Source organism: Streptomyces sp. NPDC004561 (genome assembly GCF_053602155.1).
In genome coordinates this window covers 1-11,632 of record NZ_JBSGDB010000290.1, presented here as the reverse complement: position 1 = coordinate 11,632, position 11,632 = coordinate 1, and the positions used below count along the sequence as shown (strand labels likewise).

The following is an 11,632-nucleotide window of genomic DNA, read 5'->3' as shown; positions in this document are numbered from 1 at the left end:
GTCGATCTTCTCGCCCTCGTCGGCGATCTTCGCGAACAGGGACGGCAGCCGGTCGGCCGCGCGGGTGGCCGTGTCCCGCATCTCCGCCCTGCGCTTCTTCTCCACCCACCCCCTGTCGCTGATCAGCGGGGGCAGCGGCTACTGGCGTTATGTGCCCGACGCCCACGGCGTCCGCTTCCTCACCGGCTGCGACTACCGGCCCCGCTGGGGCGCCTTCGGCGCCGTCGTCGACCGTCTGCTGCTGCGCCCGCTGCTGCGCTGGGCCACCGCCTGGTCCTTCGACCGGCTCAGACTCTGGGTGGAGCGGGGCATCACGCCCGAGCGGTCCCTGGCCAACTGGCTGGCCGAGATGGCCGTACGCGCCCTGCTGCTCACCGTGTGCCTGGGCGGGCTCGCCCTGGAGCGGCTGCTGCGCGTCTTCGGCTCGTTCGCCGCCGCCGTGGCCTTCCTGTGCCCGGTGCTGCTCCTCGCCGCCGTCTGCCTCGCCCTGTTCAAGGCCCCGCTGGCGTGCACCCCGGCCGCCCGCCGCTGCCTGCGCGCCCCCGTCACCCAGATCCGGACCCCCCGCCTGCTGCGGGCCCTGGAACAGCGGGAGGCGCCCGCGTGAGCCCCGAGACGGCGAAGGCCCAGGAGACCAAGACCAAGCTGCTGGAGGGCGCCCTGCGGACGCTCACCGAGCAGGGCATCGCGAAGACCTCGGCCCGCTCGGTGGCGGCGGCGGCCGGCGTCAACCAGGCCTTGGTCTTCTACCACTTCGGCACGGTGGACGAACTGCTCGCGGCCGCCTGCCGGTACGGCGCCGAGAAGGCCGTCGCCCGGTACCGCGACCGGCTCACCGCCGTCACCTCCTTGTCCGAGCTGCTCGCCGTCGGCCGCGAGATCCACGAGCACGAGCGGGACGGGGGGCATGTGGCCCTGCTCGGGCAGCTGCTGGCAGGCGCCCCCACCCACGCGGCGCTGGGACCGGCCACCGCGGCGGGGCTGAGCCTGTGGGTCGGCGAGATCGAGCGGGTGCTCATCCGGCTGCTCACGGCCACGCCGTTCGGCGACTTCGTCGATCCGGCCGGGCTCGCGCGCACGGTGGCCGCGTCGTTCGTGGGCATCGAGCTGTACGAGGGGGTCGACGGGGCGGGGGCGCACGCGGCGCTGGACGCCCTGGAGCAGCTGGGCGCACTGGTGGGCGCGCTGGAGTCGCTGGGTCCCGTGGCCCAGCGGGCGGTGCGGCACCACCTGCGGCGCGCGGGCCGATGAGGCCGGCCGGGCGCGCGTGAGCCCCGCGAAGTCCGGCCGGCCGGGGTCCCCGTCACGAACCCGGCGGGGTCGTGGGACGGGCTCGTCGCGCCCGCGCGGCGGAGCCGCACCTCACCCGGCCCCGCGCTCCCGGGACGGCTCCACCGCCGTCAGGGCCAGGGCCAGCGGCGTCCGCTCGTACAGCACCTGGTGACCGTAGCGGCGGGCCGTCAGCAGGCCCGCGTCGCGCAGGACGGTCAGGTGGGCAGAGACCGAGGACGGGGCGAGGCGGAGGCGGTGGGCCAGGGCCGTGGTGGTCGCGGGTTCGTCCAGTGCGGTGAGCACCTCGGCCCGGTTGCGGCCCACCAGCCGGACCAGCGCCTCGGGGGTCCGGGCGGCCGGCTCGGTCCACAGGCCCGCGATGCCGCGGGCCGGGTAGACCAGGGTGGGCTGCCACGGCGGATCGAAGCCGGTGACCGCGTCGGGCCACGAGAAGGCGCTCGGCATCAGCACCAGGCCCCGGCCGTCCAGGTCGCGCGCGTGCTCGACGTGCTGGGCGAGCGTCAGCGTACGGCCGTCCCAGGACAGCCGCGGGTCCAGCTCCGGCAGCAGCGTGCCGAGCCCCACCTCCGCCAGCCGCCGCGAGTGGAAGGCGATGTCCGCCTCCAGCAGCGTCCGCAGCCGGGGCCAGTCCGGCGCGACCAGCACCCGCCACGCCGCCTCCACGGCGTCCGCCAGCTCCCGCACCATCCGCTCCGGATCCGCGAGCCAGGCCCGGCCCCGCGGCGACTCCGGCGCGCCCGGTGTGCAGGCCAGCGCGCGGGCGGTGTCCTCGCGGGCCGCCTCCGGGTCGGAGGCCCGCACGGCCGCGATCTCCTCCTCGAACGTGGCGGCCGGCCCGATCGGCGGCGCCCCGAGCCAGTCCGGCGAGTGCCCCCGCCGCGGCATCAGCAGCCACAGCGGAGCCAGGTCGAGCCCGGCCGCCGCGTCCCTGATCCGCCGCAGCCAGGGCGCCTGGTAGGCGTGCCGGTCGGGCCGTTTCAGGGTGCGCACCGCCTCCTGCGTCTCCCACAGCGGCGAGATCGCGAACCGGCAGCGCAGGAAGTCGTCGTCGCCGAAGTGCAGACGCGAGGGCACGGGCCACCTCCCCGGAAGATTCGGCCGGAGCCGAAACTCTACGGCGCGGCGCCCCCTTCCTTGCACGCTGCCCAACATGTCCGCATCACCCCAGACGGCCCCGGCACCCGCCGGCTACGGCCGCGTCCTCGCCGTGCCCGAGTTCCGGGCCGTCTTCGCCGCGCACGTGCTGTCCATGCTCGGCGTGATCGTCAGCGAGATCTCGCTCTCCGTCCTCGTCTACGACCTCACCCGCTCGCCCCTGCTCAGCGCGCTCACCTTCGCGCTGGGCTTCCTGCCGTACATCGTCGGCGGCACCCTCCTAGCGCCGGTCGCCGACCGCTTCCCGGCCCGGCGCGTGCTCGTCACCTGCGACCTGGTGTGCGCCGGGTGCGTGGCCGTGATGGCGGTCCCGGGCACCGGCATCGGCGTCCTGCTCGCGCTGCGCTGCGCCCTCGCCGTCGTCTCGCCGGTGTTCTCCGGCACCCGCATGGCCACGCTGGCGGACGTCCTCGGGAACGGCGACCTGTTCGTGCTCGGCCGCTCCCTGCTGCGGATCGTCGCCCAGAGCTCCCTGCTCTTCGGCTACGGCCTCGGCGGTCTGCTCCTCACGGCCGTCCGTCCCCGCCACGCCCTGCTGATCACCGTCGGCACGTTCCTCGCCTCCGCCGCGCTGCTGCGCCTCGGCACCCGGCGCCGCCCCGCCCGCGCCCGGATCCCGGGGGTCGCACCGGCCGGCGTCAAGGCCCTCCTGCGGCTGCCCCGCGTCCGTGTCCTGCTCCTGCTCTTCTGGATCCCGGCCGCGTTCTCCGTCGTCCCCGAGGCGCTGTCCGCGCCGTACGCCGACGAGCTGGGCAGCGGCTCCACGGGCCTCGGCCTGCTGATGTGCGCCCTGCCCGTCGGCACGGTGGCCGGCGAGCTGTTCGCCGGGGCCCGGCTCGGACCCGTGGCCCGTGAACGCGTCGCGCTGCCGCTGCTCTGCCTGGGCCTGCTGCCCTACCTCGGCTTCGTCCTGCGCCCCGGCCTCCCCGTCTCGCTGCTGCTCCTGCTGCTGTCGGGGGCCGCGTCGGCGTACACCCTGGGCCTGGACCAGTGGTTCGTCCGGGCGGTGCCGGAGGAACTGCGCGGGCGGGCCATGACGCTGCTGAGCGCGGGCCTGATGACCGTCCAGGGCGTGGGCATGGCGCTGGCCGGTGCCGCGGCCCAGGTGGCGGGGGTCCGTACGGCCGTCGCCGGGGCCGGTGCGGTGGGGGTGCTGTGCTGCTGCGGGCTCGCGCCGGCGGCCCGGGCGACCGAAAGACGAGACGGAGCTGACCGGCATATGACCGGCCGGTAGGGTCTGGTGACGTGCCGAAGCCTCTCAGCCTCCCGTTCGACCCCATCGCGCGTGCCGACGAACTCTGGAAGCAGCGCTGGGGAAACGTGCCCTCCATGTCCGCGATCACCTCGATCATGCGGGCCCAGCAGATCCTGCTCGCCGAGGTGGACGCGGTGGTCAAGCCGTACGGACTGACCTTCGCCCGTTACGAGGCACTGGTGCTGCTCACCTTCTCCAAGGCCGGCAGCCTGCCGATGTCCAAGATCGGCGAGCGGCTGATGGTGCATCCCACGTCGGTGACGAACACCGTGGACCGGCTGGTGAGGTCCGGTCTCGTGGCCAAGCGGCCCAATCCCAACGACGGGCGCGGCACGCTCGCCGTCATCACCGACAAGGGCCGCGAGGTGGTCGACGCGGCCACCCGCGACCTGATGGCCATGGACTTCGGGCTCGGCGTGTACGACGCGGACGAGTGCCAGGAGATCTTCGCGATGCTCCGCCCGCTGCGGGTCTCGGCCCACGATTTCGACGAGGGCTGACCCCGGACAAGATCTACCGGAACGGGCCGTTACGCTCGACTGCATGAAGAAGAGCGTGCTGACCCGCTACCGCGTCATGGCCTACACCACCGGTGTCCTGCTGGTGCTGCTGTGCCTGAGCATGATCGCGAAGTACGGGCTGGACATCAGCGGCGCGGCCGACGTCACCCGGGTCGTCGCCATCGCCCACGGCTGGCTGTACGTCGTCTACCTCGTCGTCGCCTTCGATCTGGGCTCCAAGACGAAGATGCCGATCGGCAAGCAGCTGTGGGTGCTGCTCGCGGGGACGATCCCCACGGCGGCCTTCTTCGTCGAGCGGCGGATCAGCCGCGAGCTGGAGTCCGGCGTCGACGGCCAGGCGGCCCCGGCCGCCGCCAAGGCCTGAGGCCCTACCGCCGCACGAGTGCCGTGCGGCGGCCCCCCATCGACATTTACTAGGACGTCCAAGTAAATTCGATGGTATGGACGCTCACGCCATTGAGGAGGGCCGCCGACGCTGGCAGGCCCGTTACGACGCCGCCCGCAAGCGCGACGCAGACTTCACCACGCTCTCCGGCGACCCCGTGGAGCCGGTCTACGGGCCCCGACCGGGCGATACGTACGACGGATTCGAACGGATCGGCTGGCCCGGGGAGTACCCGTTCACGCGCGGGCTCCACCCGACCGGCTACCGCGGCCGTACCTGGACGATCCGCCAGTTCGCCGGGTTCGGCAACGCCGAGCAGACCAACGAGCGGTACAAGATGATCCTCGCGGCGGGCGGCGGCGGCCTGTCCGTCGCCTTCGACATGCCGACGCTGATGGGCCGCGACTCCGACGACCCGCGCTCCCTCGGCGAGGTCGGCCACTGCGGGGTCGCCATCGACTCGGCCGCCGACATGGAGGTCCTGTTCAAGGACATCCCGCTGGGCGACGTGACCACGTCCATGACCATCAGCGGTCCGGCCGTGCCCGTCTTCTGCATGTACCTGGTCGCCGCGGAGCGGCAGGGTGTGGACCCGGCGGTGCTCAACGGGACCCTCCAGACGGACATCTTCAAGGAGTACATCGCCCAGAAGGAGTGGCTCTTCCAGCCGGAGCCGCACCTGCGCCTCATCGGCGACCTGATGGAGCACTGCGCGGCCGGCATCCCCGCCTACAAGCCGCTGTCGGTCTCCGGCTACCACATCCGCGAGGCCGGGGCCACGGCCGCGCAGGAGCTGGCGTACACGCTCGCCGACGGCTTCGGGTACGTGGAGCTGGGCCTCTCGCGCGGGCTCGACGTGGACGTCTTCGCACCGGGCCTGTCCTTCTTCTTCGACGCGCACGTCGACTTCTTCGAGGAGATCGCCAAGTTCCGCGCCGCCCGCAGGATCTGGGCGCGGTGGATGCGCGACGTGTACGGCGCGCAGTCCGAGAAGGCGCAGTGGCTGCGGTTCCACACGCAGACGGCCGGTGTGTCGCTGACGGCCCAGCAGCCGTACAACAACGTCGTCCGTACGGCCGTGGAGGCGCTGGCCGCCGTGCTCGGCGGGACCAACTCGCTGCACACCAACGCGCTGGACGAGACCCTCGCGCTGCCGAGCGAGCAGGCCGCGGAGATCGCGCTGCGCACCCAGCAGGTGCTGATGGAGGAGACCGGGGTCGCCAACGTGGCCGACCCGCTGGGCGGCGCCTGGTACGTCGAGCAGCTGACGGACCGGATCGAGGCCGACGCGGAGAAGATCTTCGAGCAGATCAAGGAGCGGGGGCTGCGGGCGCACCCGGACGGGCGTCACCCGATCGGGCCCATCACCTCCGGGATCCTGCGCGGGATCGAGGACGGCTGGTTCACCGGCGAGATCGCCGAGTCCGCCTTCCGCTACCAGCAGTCGCTGGAGAAGGGCGAGAAGAGGGTCGTGGGCGTCAACGTCCACACCGGCTCCGTCACCGGGGACCTGGAGATCCTGCGGGTCAGCCACGAGGTGGAGCGGGAGCAGGTCCGGGAGCTCGCCGAGCGGAAGTCCGCGCGGGACGATTCCGCGGTGCGGGCCGCGCTGGACGCGATGCTCGACGCGGCCCGGTCCGGGGCCAACATGATCGAGCCGATGCTGGACGCCGTCCGCGCGGAGGCGACGCTCGGCGAGATCTGCGGCGTGCTGCGCGACGAGTGGGGCGTGTACACGGAGCCAGCGGGCTTCTGAGCCGGCTCAGGCGGACGAGGTCAGGCCCAGCAGCAGCACCCGGGTGAAGCTGCGGACCCAGTCCTCGTCCGCCGGTTTGCCGCTCACCAGCGTGCGGTGGACCACGGCGCCGGCGACGACGTCGAAGATGAGGTCCACCGTGCGGGCGGACTCCTCCGGGTCGGGTTCCGGGGGAAGTTCGCCGCGCTGCTGGGCACGGGCCCGCCCCTCCAGGACGAGACGCATCTGGCGCTCCACGATGGAGCTGCGGATGCGTTCGCGCAGGGCGTCGTCCCGGGTGGACTCGGCGACCACCGCCATCAGGCCGCTCTTGGCCTCCGGGCGGGCCAGGATCGCCGCGAACTGCAGGACCACGCCCTCGATGTCGGCCGTGAGGCTGCCCCGGTCGGGCAGCTCCAGCTCGTCGAACAGCTCGGCCACCGCGTCGACCACCAGCTCGGGCTTGCCGGCCCACCTGCGGTAGAGGGTCGTCTTCGCGACCCCGGCCCGCGTCGCCACGTCTCCCAGCGTGAGTTTGGACCAGCCCAGCTCCACCAGGGCCTCCCGCGTGGCGGCCAGGATCGCGGTGTCCGCGGCGGCGCTGCGCGGTCGGCCGGTCCGGCCGGTGGGGGTGCGGCTCTGCATCCCATGACCATAACCGGCGGTTCCTGTGGCGCCGTGAGGGAGATCACCGGCGTGTGGTGTCGCGCGCACCCCTGTTGCCATTACGCTACGGGTCGTAGCGAAAGCTCGTGAGGGACGTACACGGGCGACGACCACGGCGTGGGGTGGGGACCCGGCGCCGAACCACATCGGTTTTTTCTTCAGACGCGGTAACGGGGGAGGATAGACGCATGCAGCCACGGAACATGTCCATGAGCGGCGTCGTCGACCTCGCCGCGCTGAAGGCGGCCCAGGAGGCCAAGGCCAAGGCCGAGCAGACGCGCGCCGAAGCCGCCCGGCAGGGCGGCGCGGGGGCCGTCTCCCCGGCCGATCTCGTCATCGACGTCGATGAGGCGGGCTTCGAGCGCGATGTCCTGCAGCGCTCCGCCGAAGTCCCGGTAGTCATCGACTTCTGGGCCGAGTGGTGTCAGCCCTGCAAGCAGCTGAGCCCGGTCCTGGAGCGTCTGGCCGTCGAGTACAACGGCCGCTTCCTCCTCGCCAAGATCGACGTCGACGCCAACCAGATGCTGATGCAGCAGTTCGGGGTGCAGGGCATCCCGGCCGTGTTCGCCGTCGTGGCCGGACAGGCGCTGCCGCTCTTCCAGGGGGCGGCCGCCGAACAGCAGATCCGGGGGACCCTCGACCAGCTGGTGCAGGTGGCCGAGGAGCGTTTCGGGCTGACCGGCCTGACCGTCGACCCGGACGCCGAGCCCGGCGGCCAGGCGGACACCGAGGTGCCGGCGGGGCCGTACGAGGCGACCCTGAACGCCGCCGCGCAGGCCCTGGACGCCGGCGACCTGGGCGGCGCCGTCCAGGCCTACAAGAACGTACTGGCCGACGACCCGGCCCACCCCGAGGCCAAACTCGGCCTCGCGCAGGCCGAGTTGCTCCAGCGCGTGCAGGACATGGACCCGCAGCGGGTGCGCCAGGAGGCGGCCGAGAGGCCCAAGGACGTCGACGCGCAGATCGCCGCCGCGGACCTGGATCTGGTGGGCGGTCATGTCGAGGACGCTTTCGGCCGGCTGATCGAGACCGTCCAGCGCACAGCGGGTGACGACCGGGACACGGTACGGCGCAGGCTGCTGGAGCTGTTCGAGGTCGTGGGTCCCGAGGATCCGCGGGTGATCGGGGCGCGACGGGCACTGGCGCGGGCCTTGTTCTGACCAGTTGCTAAACGCCACGGCTTGTGATGCCGGGGTGAAAGATTTGCCGACGTAGCGTCAGGGCGGCTCCGCTTTACCAAATCTTGGTAATCGGAGCTGCTGTTACTCCGAGTAAATCAGGGCCGTTGGTCTGTCTGGTTTCGTCCAGGGATCAACGGCTTTGTTCTGCCTCTCAACGACACCGAGCGTCGCGGTCCGAGACCGCCGGGTCGTTACTCGGTTATCCGGCCGTTACTAGCGAGTAACGAACCCCCTTGTGCGGGCGGCCAGAATGCACCACGATCGGCGACGCTCGGTCCCTTCCCTTACCCCGGCAGCCGGTCGGGTGACGGGAGATCCTGGGTCCCCACCGAGCAGAGTCGGCGGCAGTGGCGCCGGCTCTTGGGCAGGGGGGTCTTCGCCGAACGGCGAAGCCTGTCCAGCAAGGTTGTGCGTGATGCGTGTCAGGCGCGACCAGTGGTTGTCGCTCGGGGGTGATCGCCGGTGATTCGGGCGCGGTTCGCGCCACCTAGCGCGGGCGCTCTCCTTCCCGAGGACGTAGCACTTCTCCCATCCCTGCCCGGCCGAGCCGTGACTGGCGAGTCCGGGCCAGGAGATGTACGTCCGAGAAGGAGGAAATATGGAGTCCCAGGTGCGTGGCGGGACCAGATGGAAGCGGTTCGCTGTGGTCATGGTGCCCAGCGTGGCCGCCACGGCGTGTATAGGTGTCGCCCTCGCGCAGGGTGCGCTCGCCGCCTCGTTCAGCGTGTCGGGTCAGTCGTTCAAGGTGACGGCCGACAAGCTGGTCGGTACCGGCTTCGAGCAGTACGGCGCGATCGACAACGGCTACACGCTCAGCGGTGGGCAGACCGCCCACCCGGTCGCGGTCTCGGCCTTCAAGTCGGCCACGATCAACAACATGTGCCAGTCGGTCGTCACGCCGGACATCCCGGTGTTCGGCTCGCTCAGCCTCGTGCTGAAGGCGGGCGCCGACAAGCCGGTGGAGGCCGACAACCTCTACATCGACGTCTCCGACCTCGACGCCGACGCGACCTTCAACAACATCGACATCGGTGTTGCCGCCAAGGACGCCTCCAAGGGCCCTGGCATGAAGGGCGGCCATGAGCAGTCCAACCCGTACGGCTTCGCGCAGCAGGCCGACTCGGCCACGCTGACCAACGTGAAGCAGACGGCCTGGGCCACCACGGCCGGCACCTTCAAGCTCAGTGGCCTGCACATGTCGGTGCAGACGGGTACGCACGAGTGCTACTGAGCACTCACTGACGGGCGGGGGAGCCGAGACGGCGCCCCCGCCCGTCACCACTCCGGCCGCGTGTTCACACGCGGCACACATCACCACCACAGCAACGCCGCACCAGGGAGCTGTTTTCCATGAGCGCCGAGACTCCTGCCGCCGCATCCGGCCAGTTCACCCGCCGTCGGCTGCAGTTCCGCGCCTGGCGGGGCACGCGTCCGTTCTGGGCCGGACTTTTCGTCATGCTCGGCGGCTTCTTCATCCTGTACTTCCCGTACGCGCACCTGCAGCTGGGCCACCTCACCATGACGATGGGGACGCCCGGCGGCTCCGGCTCCCTGATCATCGGGGTGCTGCTCATGGTCCTGGGCATCACCCTCTGGTTCCAGCAGCACACCCGGGTCTTCGCGGGTGTGGCGGCGATCCTGCTGGCGTTGGTGTCCATCCCGATGTCCAACATCGGCGGCTTCATCATCGGCTTCCTCTGCTCCCTCGTCGGCGGTGCGATGGCCGTCGCCTGGGCGCCGGCCGCACCGCCGCAGTCGCAGCCGCCGACCGAGGCGGCCCCGGACGAGGGCGGTGCCCCGCAGACCGCGCCGCTGCCGGAGCAGCACGCGGACGGGCCGAGCGACGCCCCCTACCAGGGCTTCGCCGCACCCGGGGAGGACGACCTGTCAGGAACGAGCCCGGCCAACGGGGCGAACGGGAGGCACAGTGCCGGCTGACGAGGTGACCCGCGCGACCGAGGTGGACGGGTCCCGCGCGAGAACCGGGCCCCGCCACGCGGCAGTCAAGAGGCCGTTGTTCACCAGGTTCCACATGCCGGCCGGCAAGGCGATAGCCTCCGTGGCGATGCCGACGGCGGTGCTCATGGGCATGGGCTTCACGTCCACGCTCGCCCTGGCCGACAGCAACGGCAGCCCGTCCCCGTCGACGACGTCGAAGAGCCTGACGGCCGACGAGTACAAGAACTGCGTGAAGGCGCTGGACGCGGCCAAGAACCCCTCGGCCTCGCCGTCGCCGTCCGCCTCGGCGAGCAAGTCCGCCGACACGGCCGCGCCGACGCCCTCGGCGAGCGCCGACGCCACGAAGGGCACGCAGGACTCGGGCAAGACCTCTCCGCCGGACTCGGGTTCCGGCGGCAAGGCCACCCCCGAGCCGACCGCGACCTCCGGCTCCGGCTCGACGGGCTCGGGTTCGGGATCGGGCTCCGGCGGTGCCACGCCCACGCCGACCCCGTCGGCGTCCCAGAGCAGCGGCGGCGGCCTGCTGGACACCATCGGCAACACGCTCGGTGGCATCCTCACCGGCGGCAAGACGGACTCCGCCGGCACGTCCGCGAGCCCGGCGCCCTCGGCGACCCCGTCGGCGTCCGCATCGTCCTCGTCCGGCTCGTCGTCGTCCTCGTCGGGTTCCTCGGCCGGGTCCAAGGTCTCCGACACCGTCAAGGACACCGCCACCAATGCGACCAAGACGGTCACGGACACGGTCAAGAAGACCACCGACACGGTCTCCAAGACGGCCGGGGACGCCACCAAGACGGTCAAGGACGCGGCTTCGGCCACGCCGAGCCCGTCGGCGAGCTCCAGCGCCTCGGCCGAGAACTGCCCGGCGGCCACGACCGACCAGAGCGGCGTCGACAACAAGGTGCCGGTGGCGGACGACCCGTGGTACCTGGACGCCAGCTCCCTGCTGCTCAAGGGCGCGGACTACCAGGGCATCGTCGAGGTGAAGACGGCGAGCGGCACCACGAAGAAGGTGCTGAAGTACGTCATCTCCGGCGGCACGGACATCGGCGACCTGCACCAGACGGTGAACGACAAGCTGTCCGGCAAGACGTACCACGTCCAGGCGGCCCAGGGTTCGACGTCCACCATCCGGGGCGGCTCGACCGTGATGTACACCGAGAAGATCTCCGGCAACCTGTTCGGTCTGATCCCGATGACGTTCAGCCCCGACAGCCCGCCCCCGCTGAACCTCCCGCTGATCTACTTCACCAACGCGAAGGTGGTCCAGGCGGCCCAGTTCGGCGGCAACCTGCACGTGCCCGGGATGCACGTGTACACGACCGGCTGACCGGTCCACAGGCCCGTTCGGGAGCCGCGCACAGCCGAGGGCGCCCCCCCCGGCCCCGGGGGGGCCCGCGGCGCCCGAACAAACCCATAAGGGGGGGGTGAGGTTGTGTGGGGGGCGGGGGGGGTGTTGGGTAGAGGGTCGGGTATGGGAAG

At 71.8% G+C, this 11,632-nt stretch carries 12 protein-coding genes; 10 read left to right on the top strand and 2 right to left on the bottom strand.

What is annotated here, in order from left to right; all coding sequences use genetic code 11:
* Both ACWEN3_RS30365 and ACWEN3_RS30360 read left to right on the top strand, forming a co-directional pair.
* Positions 1 to 607, top strand: a 607-nt coding sequence (locus ACWEN3_RS30365) for a hypothetical protein (RefSeq protein ID WP_452977069.1), incomplete at its 5' end; no start/stop codon positions are given.
* A complete protein-coding gene (locus tag ACWEN3_RS30360) occupies positions 604 to 1,251 on the top strand; it encodes a TetR/AcrR family transcriptional regulator (RefSeq protein WP_452977067.1) in 648 nt (215 codons plus the stop codon). The genes ACWEN3_RS30365 and ACWEN3_RS30360, both read left to right, overlap by 4 nt.
* Positions 1,252 to 1,362: 111 nt before the next feature.
* Here the strand turns inward: ACWEN3_RS30360 and ACWEN3_RS30355 are convergent, their stop codons facing one another.
* Positions 1,363 to 2,367, bottom strand: coding sequence for a DUF5937 family protein (locus tag ACWEN3_RS30355; protein ID WP_452977065.1), 1,005 nt, complete (start codon positions 2,365 to 2,367; stop codon positions 1,363 to 1,365).
* 76 nt (positions 2,368 to 2,443) lie between these two features.
* Between ACWEN3_RS30355 and ACWEN3_RS30350 the strand changes: the two genes are divergently transcribed.
* From ACWEN3_RS30350 to ACWEN3_RS30335, 4 genes are all read left to right on the top strand, one after another.
* Positions 2,444 to 3,682 (top strand): MFS transporter, encoded by a 1,239-nt coding sequence (locus ACWEN3_RS30350; RefSeq protein WP_452977063.1) that lies wholly within the window; start codon positions 2,444 to 2,446, stop codon positions 3,680 to 3,682.
* Between the two features lie 11 nt (positions 3,683 to 3,693).
* Entirely contained in the window at positions 3,694 to 4,203 is a 510-nt protein-coding gene (locus ACWEN3_RS30345) for a MarR family winged helix-turn-helix transcriptional regulator (RefSeq protein ID WP_452977061.1), read from the top strand.
* Between the two features lie 43 nt (positions 4,204 to 4,246).
* A complete protein-coding gene (locus ACWEN3_RS30340) occupies positions 4,247 to 4,588 on the top strand; it encodes a DUF3817 domain-containing protein (protein ID WP_452977059.1) in 342 nt (113 codons plus the stop codon).
* A 76-nt stretch (positions 4,589 to 4,664) separates the two neighbouring features.
* Positions 4,665 to 6,365, top strand: a complete 1,701-nt coding sequence (locus tag ACWEN3_RS30335) for an acyl-CoA mutase large subunit family protein (protein ID WP_452977057.1) — start codon at positions 4,665 to 4,667, stop codon at positions 6,363 to 6,365.
* A gap of 6 nt (positions 6,366 to 6,371) precedes the next feature.
* Here ACWEN3_RS30335 and ACWEN3_RS30330 read toward each other — a convergent pair whose 3' ends face one another.
* Entirely contained in the window at positions 6,372 to 6,989 is a 618-nt protein-coding gene (locus tag ACWEN3_RS30330; protein ID WP_452977055.1) for a TetR/AcrR family transcriptional regulator, read from the bottom strand.
* A gap of 209 nt (positions 6,990 to 7,198) precedes the next feature.
* Between ACWEN3_RS30330 and ACWEN3_RS30325 the strand changes: the two genes are divergently transcribed.
* The 4 genes from ACWEN3_RS30325 to ACWEN3_RS30310 all read left to right on the top strand — a co-directional run bounded on the left by ACWEN3_RS30325 (position 7,199) and on the right by ACWEN3_RS30310 (position 11,480).
* Positions 7,199 to 8,170 carry a tetratricopeptide repeat protein gene (locus ACWEN3_RS30325; protein ID WP_452977054.1) on the top strand — a complete coding sequence of 324 codons (972 nt, stop codon included), beginning with the start codon at positions 7,199 to 7,201 and terminating at the stop codon, positions 8,168 to 8,170.
* Between the two features lie 619 nt (positions 8,171 to 8,789).
* The gene (locus tag ACWEN3_RS30320) at positions 8,790 to 9,422 is read left to right on the top strand and encodes a DUF6230 family protein (RefSeq protein WP_452977052.1); all 633 of its coding nucleotides are present in this window, start codon (positions 8,790 to 8,792) and stop codon (positions 9,420 to 9,422) included.
* Positions 9,423 to 9,541: 119 nt separating this feature from the next.
* The gene (locus tag ACWEN3_RS30315) at positions 9,542 to 10,129 is read left to right on the top strand and encodes a DUF6114 domain-containing protein (protein ID WP_452977050.1); all 588 of its coding nucleotides are present in this window, start codon (positions 9,542 to 9,544) and stop codon (positions 10,127 to 10,129) included.
* A complete protein-coding gene (locus ACWEN3_RS30310) occupies positions 10,119 to 11,480 on the top strand; it encodes a hypothetical protein (protein WP_452977048.1) in 1,362 nt (453 codons plus the stop codon). Before ACWEN3_RS30315 ends, ACWEN3_RS30310 begins: the two co-directional genes overlap by 11 nt.
* Positions 11,481 to 11,632: the final 152 nt, after the last annotated feature.

Bases quoted from the DNA above. Each gene is read 5' to 3' on its own strand.
- ACWEN3_RS30335 (WP_452977057.1), top strand. From the start codon at position 4,665: ATGGACGCTCACGCCATTGAGGAGGGCCGCCGACGCTGGCAGGCCCGT.
- ACWEN3_RS30330 (WP_452977055.1), bottom strand. From the start codon at position 6,989: ATGCAGAGCCGCACCCCCACCGGCCGGACCGGCCGACCGCGCAGCGCC.
- ACWEN3_RS30340 (WP_452977059.1), top strand. From the start codon at position 4,247: ATGAAGAAGAGCGTGCTGACCCGCTACCGCGTCATGGCCTACACCACC.
- ACWEN3_RS30350 (WP_452977063.1), top strand. From the start codon at position 2,444: ATGTCCGCATCACCCCAGACGGCCCCGGCACCCGCCGGCTACGGCCGC.
- ACWEN3_RS30320 (WP_452977052.1), top strand. From the start codon at position 8,790: ATGGAGTCCCAGGTGCGTGGCGGGACCAGATGGAAGCGGTTCGCTGTG.
- ACWEN3_RS30325 (WP_452977054.1), top strand. From the start codon at position 7,199: ATGCAGCCACGGAACATGTCCATGAGCGGCGTCGTCGACCTCGCCGCG.
- ACWEN3_RS30315 (WP_452977050.1), top strand. From the start codon at position 9,542: ATGAGCGCCGAGACTCCTGCCGCCGCATCCGGCCAGTTCACCCGCCGT.